Here is a 19,260-nt window from a genome sequence, read left to right on the forward strand (position 1 = left end):
ACTTTCAATAATTATTATAATTATTTAGAATATGTCGATTAAAATCTTCATAGCTAAATCTTTAGATTCTTCAATAAATTCATATGCCTTAAGATAATCTTTAAATGCAAAATGGCGTGATATAAGTGGTGTTACTACAATTTTCTTATCAGCCATGAATCTTATAGCATCATCAAAATCTTCTCTTTTATACATAAGAGTACCCCGCAAAGTAAGCTCTCTGTCTTGTACAAGCCCAAGATCCACCCTTGGTATATCACCAAATACTCCCACCACCATTATAGTAGTACCTTTTCTGGCTATGGATACAGCCTGATCCATTGTAGGTTGAATACCGATACATTCAAATATTGCATCGGCACCATCTTTACCAAAATTCTTTAAAACTGCTTCCTTTAAATCTTCCTTTGCCGTATTAACACAGAAATCTATGCCACACTCTACAGCTTTTTGAATTCTAAAATCACTTAAATCAGTTATCATAACACTTTCTGCACCCATTGCTTTTGCAGATTGAGCTGTTAGATTTCCAATAGGACCTGCGCCAAATACCAATACTTTTTTGCCTTTTACATTTCCTAATCGCCTTACCGCATGAATACCAACAGCAACAGGCTCTATTAGTGCCCCGGAGTCAAGATCCAGCTCATCGGGTATGTGCACAAGCTTTGATTGGTCTACCTGGAAGTACTCCGCTGCCATACCCTCTGTTTGAAATCCCATTACCTTAAGGTTCTCACAAATATGATAATCTCCTTCTCTGCACATTGCACACTTACCACAGAATACTTGTGGCTGAACAGTTACTTTATCCCCCGGAGCAAAATCTACAACTCCAGCACCACACTTTTCGACGACTGCTGTTACTTCATGTCCTTGAACAACCGGATATGAGGTATATGGATGTTTTCCGTGATAAACATGCATATCTGAACCACACACACCTATTCTTGCCATTTTAACTAATACTTTATTATCTTCTACCAATGGAACCTGAACGTCCTCAAATATAATTTTACCAGGTTTCGTCATTATTGCACGTAACATATAATATCCTCCATTAGATTATATTTCAATTCCATTAGGGTAAAAAATAGTTTTAAGACCTGAATTGCCAGATACAATGTCCTCAAAAAGTTTCGGTGCATCATCCAATAAAAGCTTCTTGTCTACAAGATCCATCAAATTAATCTTACCGCTTTTTGCAAAGGCAACTGCTTTTCCAAAAGTTTTTTTCAGTGCAAAGCTTCCACAAATCTTTATTTCTCTCTTAAACACTTCATAAGGATTTATTGTTATTGCACTATTGTCAGGACATACACCAAAGAAAAGTATTGTACCCGAGTCCTTTACATATTTTATTTCGCCCTCTATAACTCTTGGTACACCGGTACAATCAATAACAACCTCAAAGGAATTAACCAATCCAAGCTTTTCAAATTCTTTTGATGTGTAGGTGTAGTCTGCTCCGAGTTTTTTTGCTAAAGCAAGCTTATCCTCAAAGAGATCAACAACAGTAACACTTGCGGCACCATTTATTGCAGCGAGCTGAGAATGCATAAGCCCTATTGGTCCTGCACCAAATATCAGCACAGAGGCTCCTAATGGTATACCTGCCTTTTCCTGTCCATAAACCACACACGACAACGGTTCTACCATTGAGGCCTCAGTAAAGGTTAGTCCTGAAACATCAAATACACAACGCTCAGGTACAGTTAGATACTGGGCAAAGGCACCATGTCTTGTAACGCCCACGACTTCCATATCTGAGCAGAAGTTTTGACGATTTTCCTTACAGGCATCACATGACTCACAGAAAATGTTCGGATCTGCTGCAACACGCTGCCCAACCTTGAACTTAGTAACATTTTTTCCAACGCCTGCTACTATTCCAGAAAATTCATGGCCCGGAATTCTAGGATAGCTTCCAAAATATTCACCCTTATATATGTGAACGTCAGTACCACAAACACCTGCGGCCTTAACCTCAAGCAATATCTCATCATCCGCAGGAACAGGTATTTCAGCATCTCGTACTTTACCCAAATTGGGTTTTTCAATAAAAAAAGCTTTCACGATATAACCCTCCTTTTTTATTTAAAGGTAATTGCAACTTTAAAATCACCATATTTTCCAGAAGCGTATTCAAAGGCTGTTTCCCATTCTTCAATTGTAAAGGTCTTTGAAACAAGCCCATTTGTTTTTAAATTGCCATTTTTGATGTTTTCGATTACAAATGGGTAGCAATATGGGCTTAAGTGGGAGCCAAGTAAATCAAGCTCCTTTCTGTCACCTATAATTGACCAGTCTACTATAGTTGGTTCTCCAAATACACTGAATTCTACAAAACGTCCTAATTTCCTTATCATGTTAAGCCCTTGGATAACGCTAGATGGGTGTCCTGTGGCTTCAATATAAATATCACAGCCGTAACCTTCGGTCAGCTTCATAATTTCTTCCACCACATTAACCTTTGATGGGTTCCAAACTATATCCGCACCAAATTCTTTTGCTTTTTCCAGACGCACATCAACCATATCAAGTACTATTAGTTTTTGAGGATTTTGCATTCTTGCATATGTGATCATACCAAGACCAAGAGTTCCTGCACCGGAGATAACTACAACATCATCATTGCGAATTTGTGCTCTGTCTACTGCATGTTTGGAACATCCATAAGGTTCAATTAACAGAGCAGCACTAAGAGGTATTTCTTCAGGTACTTTAGAAATCACGCAGGTTTTAGGGAATCTTACATATTCAGCCATACCTCCGTTGTTACCTTTTTGAAATCCAAAAATTGCATGGGGCTGGCACATCCAATATCTACCCGTCTTGCAGAATTTGCACTCTCCGCATGGAACAATCTGATCTGCTATAATTCTATCTCCAATATGAAAATCCTTTACATTTTCGCCTACTTCAACGACATGACCTAAAAATTCATGCCCCGGAATAAATGGTGGTTCTACCCATGCCGGTTGGTTATCATCACCCCAATACATTGCTGCCCCATGTTGGCATTTCAGGTCACTTGCACAAACACCGCAGCCTTCTGTTTTGATGATGATATCATCCGGCCCACATTCCGGTGTAGGATAATTCGTTTCAAAACGGTAATCCCCTTTTCCATAGGCCACTAAAGCTTTCATTGTTTTTGGCACATTGCTCATAGCGCTTCTCCTTTCCATTTATAGGAAGTTTTTCAAATCGTTTTATGTTAATTAAATAATGGCCCCCTGTTCTGTCAACTTTTTCACCAGAAGCTCAGTATCCATATTGCTCATAGAACAATGCTTCTGCACATAAATAGATGCAGCCGTACCTGCGGCCTGACCCATTGCCATACAGGTTGCCATAACTCGAATTGAGCCAAAAGCAGAGTTATCGGCACATACGCAGCGACCGGCAGTAATCAGGTTCTCACTGTTTACAGGGACGAGTACACCATAAGGTATATTATATTCTTGTTTTAAACTAATGCAGTCCTGTTCAATACTATCCGGCTTATGAATATCTATTACGTGAGTTCCCTTTGCAATAGTGTCCTTAAATTGCTTTGGATTGAGTACATCGTCTGCTGTCATCTTATACATTCCGATGATACGGTAGGTTTCACGTACGCCTGCCTGTGTTCCCGATTTTAGAAGCCAACAATCTTTGAAGGCGGAAAAATTCTCACGCATAATATTTATTACTTTAAACAGATTTTCTCGCAAGCTGCATTCAGTCCTTGTAAATTGTTCCGGAGAGCTTGCATCAGTGCTTTCACGTAACAAATTAATAGTAACTATACCATCACGAAAATGCCTGCTTATCCATGGCCCGCCAAATATCGGCATCTCGCCTTTTTGGTTAAGCTCACTCAATCTTCCTCGTATTTCAGAACTGATAGGCATTTTTTCATCTACGGCATCAGCAAATAAATCTTTGAGTGCATCAGTATCCACACCACCAAGTTGAAACCATAGAGATGCAGGCTGAAGCTTGGTTTCCTTGGTAGTTTCAAATCCTGCTGCCCGAACCAGATCTGCATCACCTGTACAGTCAATGGCAGCCTTACATTCATATGCAACCCGTCCCGCTTTGTTTTGTACGATTACATGACTAACCTTTCCATCTGTGACAACACAATCCGAAAAATAAGTATGATATAGCAGCGTAACACCGCTTTCAAGGAGCAATTGCTGAGCAGCCAGTTTGAACATCTCATCGTCTATAGGAACATTTCCGCTATCAAGGGAAATATCAGCCCCATTAAGAGCACTTATCCGCTTCATAAGTTCGAATGGGATTCCATCAATAATTAACTTTTTCTTTTTCTTGAATATGCTAATAGGAGTTACAAGGGCACTTGATGCCATACCTCCTACAAATCCATAACGCTCAATCAATAATGTCTTTGCACCGTTTCTGGCTGCAGCAATTGCTGCAATAATACCAGAGGGTCCGCCTCCACATACAATTACATCGTAGCTATCTATAACTTGTATTTTTTTTCTTTTTCAATAGTAAACATAAATCCTCCTTGCAGTGCTCAATAATTATATGGCTAAACTTATAGCTTAAAGGACAAGTCAATCGAAAAGCTCAACTCCCCGTTCACTCAAAACTTTCTGCACATCCTGGAAATCAACTTCACGAGGTTCTATATCCTTTTGTGCCGCCAGTGCAGCTGCTATGCCGGCCGCCTCACCTATGGCCATACAGATTGACATAACCCGATATGAAGCATGTGCACGGTGTGTACCCGAAATACATCTGCCGGCAAGAACTAAACCATCTAAACTTTTTGGGATCAAACTGCGCAACGGAATATCATAGGGGATTACTTCCTCCGGCACTCCTTCAGCCTGTGCACTACCTGCCGGATTATGAATATCCACAATAAAGCTTGCCTTGTGAACAACTACATCTTCGAATCTTCGTCCTGTACGAAGATCTGAGTCTTCAAGCATATATTGGCCGATAAAACGGCGAGTTTCACGAACTCCCAGAGTATTTGCCGTACTCTTTACAAAACAATTCTGATATCCATCAACATACTTTCTCAGAAAATCAGTTACAGCATCAATCTGGGCACGTAAATCGATTTCTGCTCTTTCCAAATCATCGCTTAACAGCGCAGAAATACCGTTTGACTGTGTTGTGTTGATAACACGTTCACCGGGAACTGCAGTACGAAATGAACGTACTGATGCTGCATTAGACGGTAAATGGCCTTCGTTGCAAAGTCTGGTTGTATAATCAAGGAATCTTTCACCTTTGTAAGTAACATGGTCAAGTTCACCTATACAAGTTAGTGCATCGTCCTCAACACCCTGCAAACGGAACATTAAGGTAACAGGTTGTAACAGGGAATCCTCTTCACGTCCCATTTCATATTCAGCACCTGTAAAATACGCAACATCACCGTCACCGGAAGCGTCAATAAAGGATTTTGCCCGAATTACCTTCATACCTGTCTTTTGAGAAATGATAATACCTGTAAGCTTTTTTCCATCAGTTATTGTATCCACAACAGGGGTCTGTAAATATATCTTAACACCTGCTTCATGCGCAAAATCTATAAGAACGCGCTTTGCTTTTTCAAAATCGTGTGTTTGTTGAGTTACACCTGTTTCGTCGCTGTCGGGAACACCCAGACGTACAATAAGCTCATCTCGCAATGTTCCTTTTGATACACTTCCCAAGATTGGTGCAACCGCACCATTTGTCAAATTACCGCCAAGGGTACCATAACGCTCAATTAGTGCAGTTTTTGCTCCCATTCGAGCCGCTGAAACAGCTGCACAAATACCAGCAGGGCCGGAGCCGATGACAACAACATCATAATGTGCTGCTATCTCTAATGATTTCTGATATGATACTGATTCAAAACTCATGCCTGTATCCTCCTATGTTTATTCATCAAGAAAATTCGCTACGCTCAGTTTTTTATGTGCGTATTTATATGTAGCACACAAATTTTCTTTTTCGTTAGGGAACCCTAGGTTCTCTTGGACGAGATGTTTCACATTTCTGAGCACCCTCCTGAAAGGGGGACTCCCCTTTTTTCAATCCCCGCAGTATAGGAATTTATCCAATTGGAATTTTCTAGTGTAATGTTTCAAACTTAGTTAAATCAAGTGAAACATCAATATTAAAAACATATAAATTCCTATACGCCTAAAAATGCACCTTGCTCTTTCAATGTTGTACGGAGTTCGTTTACATCAATAGAGGCCGGGAGCTTACCTTCCTTAATGGCTAATGCCGCAGCAGTTCCAGCCGCCTGACCAAATACTATACAGCAAGGTATCATACGGGTAGCTGAACCGGCTATGGCATCAGCTGAAAGAGAACGTCCTGCTACAAGGAGATTGCTTACACCCTTTGGTACCAAGCAAGTGTATGGTACACCAAAGTAAGGGCCATTTTCTAAGGTATAATATGTTCCACCCGGGTCGCTCTTATTGTGAGTATCCATATTTGTTGCCAGAACAGCGATGGAGTTTTCAGGCACACGGCAATTTATAACGTCGTCTGATGTCAGCTTGTACAGGCCTTCAATATGGCGAGTTTCACGAATTCCTATTCTGGCAGCTGTACCCATAAACTTTGCATTCTCAAAACCAACGGCGTATTTCTTCATAAAATCAAATACTTTATGAACCTGTTTCATACCGATTAATTCAGCCTTAGTCAGATCCTCGGCATTGGTTCCATCAATATCTAAAATTCGGGTTACATTTAAACGATATTCACCGGGTTCAGGACTTTCAAAGAGACACACCTCTGCACGAGGGACATCTCCCCATTCCTCCTGTTTTTCCTTGATTAACCAGCTGAACGGGCCATAGAACGGACGGATCTCCTCCTCATGCTCCTTAATATGCGCCTTCAATCTTTCTGAATCAACATTACAAACTCTGAAAAACATAGTCGCCGGCTGCATGTTGCCATCATTTATGTTACCTAGTTCATATTTTACGCCAGACCTTGCTGCTACATCTGCATCACCTGAACAGTCGATTATAATTTTTGCATGTATGACGGAAATTCCTGATTTGTTAGCAATCACCACTCCAACAATCTTATCATCTTCTTTTAGTACATCTATAAACTGGGTGTGCAGGAGAAGTTCTGCACCGGCTTCGAGAATCATGTCTGAAGCAACCATTTTTAAAGCCTCGTGATCAAAGGGACCTACATGGTCATGACCAATTTTATAGAATCCTGCACGAGATGTTCTGGATCTCACTTCACTGGGCTGAATAGCACCACCCATTTCAACCATGCGATTTACTATTTCTTCAAAGATACCTTTAATAATCTGCTTTTCACTCTTTGCATCGTATACAGTCATAAAAGGGCCTACCAGACCATTAGTAGCCTGTCCTCCCACACAGCCGGAATCCTCAATTACTAACGTCTTTGCACCGTTTCTTGCTGCACATATAGCGGCGCCGATACCTGCAGGTCCTGCACCAACAACAAGAATATCTATATCACGATAAACAGGAAGTTCTTTTGTATAATTTATTTTACTCATGCTCTTTCTCCTTATCATATATTTCGTTATTTAGTTTTGTAGCAGCCCCATTGGGACTGCTACAAATAATACACTAGCTATATATTTACTTTTTACCGTAGAACTCGTTATACCAATTCTGCATTTCTGTTCTTATTTTCTCACCACCACTATTTGTCCAGTCTGACTGGAAGGTTTTGAGATCACCAATTTTCTTTGTTCCACCGATAAGCTGGAGGGTAAAGTCACTGGTAGCCTTAAATAATGACTGATTATATTTTGAGTAATTCTCCAATGAAGGCATGAATGCGAAGGTATTATCTACAAAAATATTTGGTGTTTCTTTGTTTGCTTTGTTAGTAACTGCATCGAATGCAGCCCACATTGCATCACTCTTTCTAACACGAGAAGGCCACTGTTTTGCAAACTCTTCCTCGTTAGTACTGTTAAGATACCAGTAGGAATTACCACGTTCCTCTGCAAAGATAGGGTTAATCGGTTTTATTGAACCATCAGTATCATAAGTAAAGTGTGTACCTTCAACACCGATATTCAGATAGAGCTGATTTTGCTGCTTAATGTTTATCCATTTAATAACATGCTCAGCGTTTTTGGAGCTCTTCAGTATACAGGTTACCTGATTAATTGCTTCAGTCTTCATATATTTGCAAGTGCCATCAGAACCTGCCAGTGCACCAATATAGCCAAGATCCTCATTCTTTAGGCCTAACCCGTCTTTACCTGTCATGATTGGAGTAGTAACAGCAACCCCAACACGGTTTGAAGCCGCAATGATTGCTTTTCCTGCAGATAATTTCTCATTTACCGTGGTTGTGTTGTTAACCGCCCAATCACGATCTATAAGTCCCTCGTTTGATAGTTTTTGCATGAATTCAATCATTTTAGAGAAATTCTTATGTTCAGTCATGTAGTAAACTTTACCGTTTTCATCAACCATCCAGTCATTATAGATACCAAATGCAGAGGTTATACTCTGTGGGATATCCCAGTTAACTGAAGCTTCTGAAGCAGCACGGAAAGGGCCGGTGAAGATAATGTATTTATCTCCATAAAACTTTTTAAGAGTAACAAGAGTGTTATAGAATTCGTCTATTGTTTTTGGGAGTTCATTAATGCCAGCTGCTTTCATCAAGTCCATTCTTGCTACCATGAACGTTGTTACTTCAGTTGGGTATGGATATTTGTAAGGAATACCATAGATTTTACCATCAGGACCCGAACAAGCCTTCCAGGAATCTTCATTTACACCTTTGAGGACATCCTGACCATGCTGATTAAGTAAATCTGAAAGAGGCTTCAATGCACCTTGTGAGAGTAACGTTTGGAACTGGGATACACTTACCTGAATAACATCATAATCAGCACCGGATGCAACTTCCATAAGGAGCTTTTCATCTGCATTTTCAGCCGGAAGTACGTTGTACTTTACTTTGTAACCGGTTTTCTCTTCATAGATTTTTGCCATGCCGTCAGTGTTAGGATCAAAGCTGACATTATAGCCAAGATACTTGAGTTCCGGCTTCTCGCCATCCAGAGCTTTCGCCCCAGTTGCTGTACCTGCTGTTGAGGTGTTACTTGAAGTGGAATTACTGCTCTGTCCGCAAGCTGCTAAGCTAGACACAATCATCAAAACCGCAAGAAACAATACAAAAATCTTCTTCATAATTTCCCTTCCTCCTTTTTATTTTTATCGGTCTCCCGATAAACTACAATGTGGAATAAAATTAAATTTGGTTAACCTTTGACTGAACCAATCGTAATACCTTGAACCATATATCTCTGAACCAATGGGTATAATGCAACAATAGGTATTAGTGAAAGAACAACTACTGCTGAAACAATCCCATCGATTGAAACATTAGAGTAATTACCTGCTACAAGACGCTCAACAATTGTCTGTGTATTACTTATAGTATTATAGGTAAATAGCTGCAAGGTCTGCATTTCGGTACTATTGGTATACATAACTGCGTGGAAGTAGTTGTTCCAATAATTAACAGCATACAACATAGCTACTGTCGCCAATACAGGTGTAGACATTGGACATACAATGGATATCAATATTCTTGTATCACTGGCACCGTCAATTTTTGCTGATTCTTCAATACTTTCAGGCAAGCCTTCAAAATAATTCTTAACTATGAACATATTGAAATGGACTATAAAAAACGGAAGTATCAGCGCAGCAAATGTATCAATAATACCTAGGGTACGAACCACCATATATGCAGGAATTATTCCACCAAAGAACACCATGCTGATAATGTATAACATAATAAATACTTTACGACCTTTGAATGAGGGTTTAGATAGTGGGTACGCAGTTGTAATTGTTACCACCATACTGATGATTGTACCTAAAACCGTAACAATTATGGTATTTTTAAGGGAATGTAAAAATGTAGTCTCTTTGAGAACATATTTCATTGTTTCAAACTGTATATCAACCGGCCAAAACAACACAGAACCCGATGTAACAGCAGATGCACTACTGAATGACTTTGATAGCACATGTAAAATAGGAAGTATCGCACACAGTGCAAGTATACTCATGATAATGTAGGAAATTACTATCATAACCTTCTCACTTGCTTCCAGCGGAGTGCCCGTTTTCTTTTTCTTCATAAACATAGTTTTCACCTCTAACAAGATATACTTTCAGTTAATTACCAAATGCTCCTATGAAGTAACCTCTTGCAAATAGAATTTGCACCAACAATTAAGATAAATGCTACAACCGAATTAAATAAACCAAGTGCAGTTCCTAAGGCAAAATCTGATTGACCTAAGCCCATACGGTAAACATAAGTTTGGATTACATCCGCTACATCGTATACTGTTGCATTGTAGAATACGAGAATCTGTTCAAATCCGGTATCCAGGATATACCCTACCTTTAGAATTAGCATCAATACGATGGTAGATGCCATTCCCGGCAATGTTATATGCCAGATTTGACGTAGCTTGGAAGCACCATCCACTCGAGCTGCTTCATAGAGGGAAATGTCAATACCTGTGATAGCCGCCAAATAAATGACTGTATTCCAACCAACTTCTTTCCAACCCTCGGTAAAGACTAACAGTCCCCGGAACACGTTTGTATCCGAGAAAAAACTAATCCTTTCAAACCCGAACGCAGATAACCCGGTGTTTACAATTCCATAAGTTCCTAGCAAGGAATAGAAAATACCAAACGTAACAACCCAGGAAAAGAAATATGGAATATATATTGCCGTCTGTGCCAGCTTACGATAAACTCTATTACGAATTTCGTTTAGTAAAATCGCACATATTATAGGAATTGGGAATAGGAACACAATCTTATAAAGGTTAATAATCAAAGTATTTAAAAGGACTTTGATAAACGCTGAACTTGCGAACAATCGCTCAAAATGCTGCAATCCTACCCATTCGCTTTTTGCAATTGCATCCAACGGATTATTACCAGCAAAAATGCTATAATCTTTAAACGCAATTGTAATACCATACAGTGGCAAGAACTTATAGACTATCAAAAAGAATAGTCCGGGGAGCAACATTATATACATGAGATAATGCTCTCTCAAATATGCTCCGAATTTAGAATGCTTTTGTATTTCGTTTTTTGCTTTTGATTTTGAAGCAATCATTTTCATAGTATTATTCCTCCGAAAATTGCCTGTCAGTAGAAACTTTACATAATAGAACATTTTAAAATGTGTAGAATATAGACTTTGAAAGCTTTCAGTTCAAGTTTGTATTCAATCTATGTTCTTATATTAGCATACAAACATTGTGAGTTGAATGACTCAATCTTCTGATTTCTTATCCAAAACTGTTATATTTGCATAAAAATATGCTCATTTTGTGATGGATTTTATTGAAATAGCACTAAAAAAGTCGATATATAGAATTAGAGACTGCTAGAATAAGCCACAGATATAGTATTCTAGCAGTCCCTATGTTCTTTTACTTATTTTACGGTCGCTAATAATATTACTAACGCCACAGAGTTATGTTTAGCTATATATTTACTCTTGCTCCATATATCTTAAAGGTAACGACAGGGTTACAGTTGTACCTATGTTCAACTCCGAGCTTACCGTGAGTCCACAATCATCCCCTCCGAATAGCTTAAGTCTTTCATCTACATTCCCAAGGCCATAGCCTTTTGTATTGCTATTTTCTTGGTTTAAAAGCCTTTCCAGCTGCTCCAGGCTCATTCCCTGACCATTATCCTTTATAATGATTTCTAATTTACCGTTTTCCTTTTTTGCGGTAATTACAAGCCGGCCGTCGTCTGCTTGTTTGTGGAGAATTCCATGGTTGAGGGCGTTCTCAACTAACGGTTGCAGAGATAATTTAGGAATAAGACACTCCTTGAGGTTATCTTCTATATTAATATCTATGGTAGAAATATTACTAAACCTTTTTTGCATAATTCCAATATAAGCCTGAATCAGCTCCACTTCATCATGAAGAGTAACAACATCTCTGCCTTTGCTTAAGCTCAGACGGAAATATTTTGAAAATGCGTTAATCATCCATATACTGTCTTTCTTACGATCCTCCAATATCATCCACTTGATGGAATCTAAAGTATTATAGAGAAAATGAGGATTTATTTGTGCCTGTAAAGCTTTTAACTGATAATCACGTGCTTTCAATTTTGCTTCATATGATTCTTCCATTAACCTTTTGATAGTAACAACCAATTGGTTAGCATTATTCTCCAGTAATGCAAGTGATTTATTATTATTCTTTGAAAAAGCACTGTCAACTTGATCAATACCCTCATTGTTAAGTACCATGATAGCTTTATTTATTCGTTTTATGGTATTTTCAATAATGCTGGAATATATCAAAATCAGTGAGATTACAAAAACCACTACAACAGCAATAATCAGAAGTGCACGCATAACATCAAATGAAAAAACATCAGAGCCATAAACCGCAGTTGAAGGTAATCTCATAATAAGGTACCAGTCCGTTGCACTCAATTTTGAAAACGCCACAAGATCTGCATCCTGACTCATACTTCCACTCAAATGTCCCGTTTTATTCAGCAATACAGTACTGAGCTCAGTAGTAGAAAGGCCATTCTTGCCAATCATGTCTGAATCGGGATGAGATATTATAACTCCATCTGAATCTACCAGATAAATTTCCTCATCAATGCTTATACCCGCTGAAAATATTCTGCTAAGCTTGGTCTCTTCTATATCTAATTGTAGTATACTTGCAATTTCATCATAATTGGTTTTACTGGAAATTGTCATACGGCAGGATATAATATTTGTTAACCCTCTTCCCTCATAAATACGCGAGCCATAGGTTTTAAGCCAAACAACGCCCCTTTGGTATGTTTCACTGGATTGCTCCGTAAGCTCCGGCAAAGAATAAAATGTTTCCTGCTGGTTTGCATAAATTTTTCCGGAGGGCACATATAAACGTACTTTACTTATCATGTGTTTTCCTTCATAAGCTGAAACCAGAGATTTTAGTTCATCGTATTCTTTTAACTGAGTTTCAACACTTGTACTGCCACTTCTTACGTAAGGATAGGCTGTACTAAGAATTGAAAGTGCACTCTCAGAAATCTGTTCAAAACGGTAATCTAAATTGTTTTTTATTTGACTGACCGCCAATTGCATATTGTTTGAAAGCTCATTCTCAATGATATTTGCCGAATGAATGGAATACAAATATACGATAACTGTGAGGGGTATAACCACACTAAAAGCAAAAAGAGCTATTGCTCGTTTTGATAAGCGCATATTGTCACTATATATGATTCGTTTGGAAATTTTCTCGCGTAACTTTATTCGATTCATAGATAATTCCTTTCTATACACCGATTTCTTATGCAAATGCTATTGCTCAGAAGATGCTATTGCAACATTCCTATATTCGCTAGGCGAGATTCCTGTGTATTTCTTAAATAAACGGGAAAAATAGCTTGGTGATAAATAACCAACCTCATAACATACATCATACAGTTTAATGTACGGATCTGATAAAAGTTTCTTTGCTTTCTCAAGTCGGGTCAGAGTTAAATAATCATTTATTGTAGTTCCGGTAACTTGTTTAAACAATACGCACAAATATGTGGGTGTTAAGTAAACATCCTTTGCCAATGTACTTATTGATATCTGTTCCTTAAAGCGTTCGTCAATAGTCTTTCGGACCTGATTGATAATTGTATGGGAATACGTTTTGCTCATGCTGCTCATGAGGGTTGCCACCTCAAAATAAAGCTTTTGTATCAGAAGACATTGTTCTTCAAAATCCCCACAGCACAGGAATTTCTCTAAAATCATCCGTTGATTCGAATAATCACTTTTTTTATTTATTTTTATATCAGTTACTATTCGTGTCGGGAGCAGCAGTAAAAAAATCATCAAATTCTGCTCTTCATCATGATGAAATTTTTCTCTTATAATATTAAAAAGCTCTCTAAGAACCTCGGATACCTGCTCTGTATTTCCACAGCTTAAACATTCCTGAAGACTTTTTTCAGCTCTCTCCTTATATTCTTTGAGACTTTCGTCCATTTCATATTTATCAACGGAAATAGTCAGTTCGTCATCAAGTAAATACCTTTTACTTATGGCATTAGCTGCATTCTCATAAGATGTTTTTATATTTTCAAGCCCTTTAAATCTGTCACTGATACCAATGGATACCGGCAGATTCATACAACCATTGAGACGCTTGTCAATATTTTCAGAAACTTCAAGGAGAGTTTCTTCATATTCATCTTCTGATAAGGACAATATCATAACATATTCACCCTGCTTATTTTCAAAGCAGATGGTATCACTATATTGTTTACCAACTTCTGTACATTCGTTTTGTATCTGCAGGGAAAGAAGTTGACGCTCACGTTCCGATAAGACATGAAACTTGCTGTAAATACGCTGTATCTGCACTACCAGTACACAATAATACATTTCATCATTAAGTGGAATATTCAAAAATTCTATACGTTCTTTCATTATATTCGGATCTTCGAAATCATCACGAATCATTGTTATAAAAAAACGCTCTTGTAAAAGTGGAAAGCTCTGATTCAAAAGATTTTCCATATCAGCCATGGTTTTTTTACTCTGATTCTCAGTATTCATAGTATTTACCACACGGCTAACCGTATCTTTAAGCTCGTCCAAATCAATGGACTTAAGAATATAGTCCACAGCCTCAACTTTAAGTGCATTTTTTAGGTAGCTTACATCATCATGACCACTAATAAATATTATCTTTATCTCCGGATAAAGCTCTCGTAAATTCTTTGCCAATGTTATTCCATCCATATAAGGCATAAGGACATCAGTAAGCACCAGATCAACATGATTGTCCTTCACAAACTGAAACGCCTTCTGACCATCAGAAAGATCGGCAACTATCTCGATATTGTGTTCGCTCCAATCGAAATGTTTTCTTAAGCCTTGGCGTACCAAATCTTCATCATCAACAATAATCGCTTTATACATAATTTTCTCCCATCTGAATCTAATACCCGAATTATTATAAATCCACGCCCTGAAATTGGATATCTATCATAGAAACCATGCTTAACTTACATACATGCGATGATTTGAAACTTTTTTGTATAACAAATATACAGGAAATCTATGTGTCATAGTATACCACAAATGATTACGGCCCAACAATATTTAAATGTAGAAATATCAAATGTTATATCATAAATTGTTATATTTTGTTGATTTATACAGAGATAAAATATAGAAGTTATGTTCTATTTATTTAAAAACTATCACTATCTTTTACTCATTTTCCTGTTCTGTTGACTTGAAAGTATTAAATGTTATATTTAAAGAAAATAATCTTTTAAATGATAATCCTCCATGCTTATACAGTAGTTTTTGATTACAATAATTTCGTTAAAGTATATATTGAAATTTAATTTGTTAACATAAAAAAATAAGATTTTCAGGAGGATACCATGAATGAAATTCAATACACAAAAACCATTAAAACTGTAATAGAAACAGATGTCCTTGTTATCGGTGGTGGTACAGCGGGCTTCGGAGCGGCAATTGCAGCGGCACGTAACGGAGCTAAAACACTTCTTATTGAGCGTTTAAGCATTCTTGGTGGAATGGCTACAGCAGGTCTGGTGGGTCCGTTTATGACCTGCTATGATAACGATGCTGAGGAACAATTAGTAAAGGGTATTTTTGATGAACTTTGCCTTCGGACTGAGGCCCGGGGTGGTGCTATTCATCCTTCCAAAGTGGAAGGTATGACATCTTATTCTTCATATTATATGGCAAGCCATAGACACGTTACTCCTTATCAGTCGGAGATACTTGCAGTTGTAATGGAAGAAATGCTTGAAGAATCAGGTACACAAATACTATTCAATGTACAGGTTACTGACTGCATTACTAAGGACGAAAAAATAGATTATGTAATTGTTAATATGAAGGAAGGTATTGCAGCAATTCGTGCAAAACTATACATAGATTGCACCGGTGATGCTGATGTGGCCTATTTCGCAGGAGTTCCTACGTGGCTTGGCAAAAAGGAAACGGGCATTATGCAGCCTACCTCTCTTTTCTTTGAAGTTGGTAATATTGACCGTGATAAATATTTAGGGGAGCTTGAAGCTAATAAATCTAATTTGGACAACCACGTTGCCAATTGTTTTGCTAAGTATGTAAAAGAAGCTAAGGCTAACGGTGACTGGACACTTGACCGTAACGAATTAGGTAACTATGAGCAGAATATACCCGGAAGGTGGAAGATAAATACCACTCGTATTGCGCATATTGATGCTACCAAGACTTCAGATATAACTAAAGCGCTTATTGAAGGCAGACGTCAAGTGCAGGAAGTTATAGCATTTATGAAAAAATACCTTCCGGGCTGTGAGAATGTTCAGCTTATTCAAGTAGCTACTGCACTAGGAGTTCGTGAAACAAGACACATTGTCGGAAAATACGAGCTAACAGCAGAAGATATACTCTCACGTAAACATTTCGACGATGCAATATGTACCTTCGGATATGCAATTGATGTACACAATTCAACAGGCGGCGGTGTTACATTTACCTGTGTTGATAAATACTACACAATACCTTACCGATGTCTTATTCCTAAAAACTGTGACAATATGCTTGTTGCAGGGCGCAGTATATGCGGTTCCTCAGAAGCCGCAGCAAGCTATAGAGTTATGCCTGCATGTATAGCCATGGGGCAGGCAGCAGGTACAGCGGCTGCAATATCACTTAAAAGTGGTGTTTGTCCTGAGAATGTGGACATTGTTAATCTTCGTAATACTTTGATTGAGCAAGGTGCAGTTATCAAGGATTAATTCTCTCTAATATAAAACTATAAAATTAAAGGAGACAAAAACTATGAAAACCCTCCAAAGAAAATATGATGTAGTTGTTATTGGCGGTGGTCCAGGTGGCATCCCTGCAGCAATTGCAGCAAGCAGAAATGGTGCAAAAGTACTTCTGGTAGAAAAGAGCGGATATCTTGGCGGTAATTTGACGATAGGTTTACCGTTGTTAGGGTATCTGGACAAAGACGGTAAACCTGTAACTGCAGGTATCGCACAAGAACTTGTTGATGAACTGAAAAAACGTAATTCCTGTACAGATCATTATCCCTGCCCTATGCACAATTCTATAACTCTTTACGACCATGAGATTTTTAAAGTCGTTGCATTTGAGATGTGTCTTAATGCAGGCGTTGAAATACTTTTGCATACTGAAATTATTGATACCAACGTAGAGAATGGTAAGATTAAAGCAGTTACGCTATTTGGAAAGGGTTATCATATTGAGGTAGAGGCTGCTGTCTATATAGATGCCAGCGGAGATGGTGACATGGGCTATATGGCAGGTGCTACCTACAACATGGGTCAAAAGGACACCGGTGCATTGCAGCCACCTACTCTTATGTTTACTTTAGGTAATGTTGATACCGACAAAACAATAGAATTCATAGCAAGTGATCCTGAACAGATGCGTTTATGTAATACTATTGAATGTGACTTTGACAAGTACAATGCTGAATTTTTCCGTTCAAACCCATACCATGTAATGGTTGGTCTACGTAAGCTATTCCTTGAACTTAAAGCAAAAGGCGAATTGCCTGTTGATAGAGACACCCTTATTTACATTAAAAGTCTGATTCCTGGGGAGGTACACATTAATTCTACTAGACATCTGGGAATTAACGGCAGTGATGTACTGGATTTGACTCGTTCAGAAATTGAGGGCCATTTACAGATTCCAAAGCTGGTGGAAACACTCAAAAAGTATGTTCCCGGATTTGAAAATTGCTATATAACTCAGATATATCCTTCAATGGGTATCCGTGAAACACGTCGTTTCGCCGGCCTCTGTGAATTGACTGAGGAAAAGATCATGGTGGGTGACGTGCCGGAAGACACAGTGGCGCTGGGTTCCTACATCATTGACATACATGAAGGTAACGGCGCAGGTACAATTGTTAAGCGCATAAAGCCCTACGGTATTCCATACGGATGTACAGTAAGTAAGGATATTGACAACCTTATGTTCAGCGGCAGATGCGCTTCGTTGGATGCAGTAGTTATGAGTTCTGCAAGGGTTATGCCAACCTGTATGGCTATAGGAGAGGCAGCCGGCGTAGGTGCTGCACTGGCAGTTAAGCAGAATATCCTTCCCTCTCAGGTGGATGTGAAGGAAGTTCGTAACATCCTCCGCAATGCCAACGTAATTCTTGAACCCGCTGAATAAAATCAGCATATAAGTGTGGGAGTATTGTCAGATGTGTCGAAGTGATTTCTGCCTTTAAGGAGGACTAACATGAAACATGGTATATATTACGCATATTGGGAGCAAGAATGGGAAGCTGATTATAAATATTATATTGAAAAGGTTGCAAAACTTGGTTTTGATATTCTAGAGATAGCAGCTTCACCACTACCTTTTTACAGTGACAATCAGATTAACGAACTAAAAGCATGTGCCCGTGGCAATGGAATTACTCTTACGGTGGGTCATGGACCCAATGCAGAACAAAATCTGTCATCTCCTGACCCTGATATTCGCAAAAATGCTAAAGCCTTTTATACAGATTTACTAAAACGTCTTTACAAGCTGGATGTACATTTGATAGGTGGAGCTATATATTCTTATTGGCCGGTAGATTACACAAAGACAATTGATAAAAAAGGTGATTGGGAGCGCAGCGTTGAAAATGTTCGAGAAGTTGCCCAGGTAGCTGAGGCTTGTGGAGTGGATTTCTGCCTTGAGGTTCTTAATAGATTTGAGAATTATTTAATTAACACCGCACAAGAGGGTGTAGATTTTGTAAAACAGGTTGGTCACAGCAATGTAAAGGTAATGCTTGATACCTTCCATATGAATATCGAGGAAGATAGTATGGGAGGTGCAATCAGGACTGCAGGCTCTTACTTGGGACATTTACACACCGGCGAATGTAATCGAAAAGTTCCCGGTAGAGGAAGAATTCCATGGATAGAAATTGGTAAGGCACTTGCTGATATAGGTTATAACGGCAGCGTTGTTATGGAACCTTTTGTAAGAATGGGCGGAACTGTCGGATCCAATATTAAGGTTTGGCGTGATATTAGCAACGGTGCAGATGAGGAAAAGCTGGACAGAGAAGCACAGGCCTCACTTAATTTTTCCAGATATGTGCTAGAAAACCGCAAACCATAGTACTTCTGGTAATACAGGTATATGCAATAATATGACGAGCTG

14 protein-coding genes are annotated in these 19,260 nt (G+C 38.6%); 3 read left to right on the top strand and 11 right to left on the bottom strand.

Going from position 1 to position 19,260, the window contains the following annotated elements; genetic code table 11:
• Positions 1-24: 24 nt before the first annotated feature.
• The 11 genes from L323_RS34540 to L323_RS34590 all read right to left on the bottom strand — a co-directional run bounded on the left by L323_RS34540 (position 25) and on the right by L323_RS34590 (position 15,006).
• The gene (locus tag L323_RS34540) at positions 25-1,047 is read right to left on the bottom strand and encodes a zinc-dependent alcohol dehydrogenase (protein WP_020816243.1); all 1,023 of its coding nucleotides are present in this window, start codon (positions 1,045-1,047) and stop codon (positions 25-27) included.
• A gap of 18 nt (positions 1,048-1,065) precedes the next feature.
• Positions 1,066-2,076 (bottom strand): zinc-dependent alcohol dehydrogenase family protein, encoded by a 1,011-nt coding sequence (locus L323_RS34545; RefSeq protein ID WP_020816244.1) that lies wholly within the window; start codon positions 2,074-2,076, stop codon positions 1,066-1,068.
• Between the two features lie 17 nt (positions 2,077-2,093).
• Entirely contained in the window at positions 2,094-3,173 is a 1,080-nt protein-coding gene (locus tag L323_RS34550) for an erythritol/L-threitol dehydrogenase (RefSeq protein WP_020816245.1), read from the bottom strand.
• Between the two features lie 51 nt (positions 3,174-3,224).
• Positions 3,225-4,493 carry an FAD-dependent oxidoreductase gene (locus L323_RS34555; protein ID WP_031342215.1) on the bottom strand — a complete coding sequence of 423 codons (1,269 nt, stop codon included), beginning with the start codon at positions 4,491-4,493 and terminating at the stop codon, positions 3,225-3,227.
• Between the two features lie 84 nt (positions 4,494-4,577).
• Positions 4,578-5,885: an FAD-dependent oxidoreductase gene (locus tag L323_RS34560; protein ID WP_020816247.1), complete on the bottom strand. Its 1,308-nt coding sequence runs from the start codon at positions 5,883-5,885 to the stop codon at positions 4,578-4,580.
• 275 nt (positions 5,886-6,160) lie between these two features.
• On the bottom strand, positions 6,161-7,534 hold the full coding sequence (locus L323_RS34565; protein WP_020816249.1) for an FAD-dependent oxidoreductase: 1,374 nt from the start codon (positions 7,532-7,534) through the stop codon (positions 6,161-6,163).
• Positions 7,535-7,619: 85 nt separating this feature from the next.
• A complete protein-coding gene (locus L323_RS34570; protein ID WP_020816250.1) occupies positions 7,620-9,197 on the bottom strand; it encodes an extracellular solute-binding protein in 1,578 nt (525 codons plus the stop codon).
• Between the two features lie 71 nt (positions 9,198-9,268).
• Positions 9,269-10,165, bottom strand: a complete 897-nt coding sequence (locus L323_RS34575) for a carbohydrate ABC transporter permease (protein ID WP_020816251.1) — start codon at positions 10,163-10,165, stop codon at positions 9,269-9,271.
• A 35-nt stretch (positions 10,166-10,200) separates the two neighbouring features.
• Complete coding sequence (locus L323_RS34580; protein ID WP_020816252.1) at positions 10,201-11,169, bottom strand: ABC transporter permease; 969 nt, start codon at positions 11,167-11,169, stop codon at positions 10,201-10,203.
• A 375-nt stretch (positions 11,170-11,544) separates the two neighbouring features.
• Positions 11,545-13,347, bottom strand: coding sequence for a cache domain-containing sensor histidine kinase (locus tag L323_RS34585; protein WP_020816253.1), 1,803 nt, complete (start codon positions 13,345-13,347; stop codon positions 11,545-11,547).
• A 39-nt stretch (positions 13,348-13,386) separates the two neighbouring features.
• Positions 13,387-15,006: a response regulator gene (locus L323_RS34590; protein WP_020816254.1), complete on the bottom strand. Its 1,620-nt coding sequence runs from the start codon at positions 15,004-15,006 to the stop codon at positions 13,387-13,389.
• A 473-nt stretch (positions 15,007-15,479) separates the two neighbouring features.
• Here L323_RS34590 and L323_RS34595 point away from each other — a divergent pair, with 473 nt between their 5' ends.
• From L323_RS34595 to L323_RS34605, 3 genes are all read left to right on the top strand, one after another.
• Positions 15,480-16,853, top strand: coding sequence for an FAD-dependent oxidoreductase (locus L323_RS34595; RefSeq protein WP_020816255.1), 1,374 nt, complete (start codon positions 15,480-15,482; stop codon positions 16,851-16,853).
• Positions 16,854-16,896: 43 nt separating this feature from the next.
• The gene (locus L323_RS34600; RefSeq protein ID WP_020816256.1) at positions 16,897-18,270 is read left to right on the top strand and encodes an FAD-dependent oxidoreductase; all 1,374 of its coding nucleotides are present in this window, start codon (positions 16,897-16,899) and stop codon (positions 18,268-18,270) included.
• 69 nt (positions 18,271-18,339) lie between these two features.
• Positions 18,340-19,218: a sugar phosphate isomerase/epimerase family protein gene (locus L323_RS34605; protein ID WP_020816257.1), complete on the top strand. Its 879-nt coding sequence runs from the start codon at positions 18,340-18,342 to the stop codon at positions 19,216-19,218.
• The last annotated feature ends 42 nt before the right edge of the window (positions 19,219-19,260 follow it).

It is taken from the genome of Ruminiclostridium papyrosolvens C7 (assembly GCF_000421965.1).
Classification (GTDB): Bacteria; Bacillota; Clostridia; order Acetivibrionales; family DSM-1351; genus Ruminiclostridium; species Ruminiclostridium papyrosolvens_A.

Bases quoted from the DNA above. Each gene is read 5' to 3' on its own strand.
- L323_RS34550 (WP_020816245.1), bottom strand. From the start codon at position 3,173: ATGAGCAATGTGCCAAAAACAATGAAAGCTTTAGTGGCCTATGGAAAA.
- L323_RS34605 (WP_020816257.1), top strand. From the start codon at position 18,340: ATGAAACATGGTATATATTACGCATATTGGGAGCAAGAATGGGAAGCT.
- L323_RS34585 (WP_020816253.1), bottom strand. From the start codon at position 13,347: ATGAATCGAATAAAGTTACGCGAGAAAATTTCCAAACGAATCATATAT.
- L323_RS34590 (WP_020816254.1), bottom strand. From the start codon at position 15,006: ATGTATAAAGCGATTATTGTTGATGATGAAGATTTGGTACGCCAAGGC.
- L323_RS34595 (WP_020816255.1), top strand. From the start codon at position 15,480: ATGAATGAAATTCAATACACAAAAACCATTAAAACTGTAATAGAAACA.
- L323_RS34570 (WP_020816250.1), bottom strand. From the start codon at position 9,197: ATGAAGAAGATTTTTGTATTGTTTCTTGCGGTTTTGATGATTGTGTCT.
- L323_RS34575 (WP_020816251.1), bottom strand. From the start codon at position 10,165: ATGTTTATGAAGAAAAAGAAAACGGGCACTCCGCTGGAAGCAAGTGAG.
- L323_RS34565 (WP_020816249.1), bottom strand. From the start codon at position 7,534: ATGAGTAAAATAAATTATACAAAAGAACTTCCTGTTTATCGTGATATA.
- L323_RS34560 (WP_020816247.1), bottom strand. From the start codon at position 5,885: ATGAGTTTTGAATCAGTATCATATCAGAAATCATTAGAGATAGCAGCA.
- L323_RS34580 (WP_020816252.1), bottom strand. From the start codon at position 11,169: ATGAAAATGATTGCTTCAAAATCAAAAGCAAAAAACGAAATACAAAAG.
- L323_RS34600 (WP_020816256.1), top strand. From the start codon at position 16,897: ATGAAAACCCTCCAAAGAAAATATGATGTAGTTGTTATTGGCGGTGGT.
- L323_RS34540 (WP_020816243.1), bottom strand. From the start codon at position 1,047: ATGTTACGTGCAATAATGACGAAACCTGGTAAAATTATATTTGAGGAC.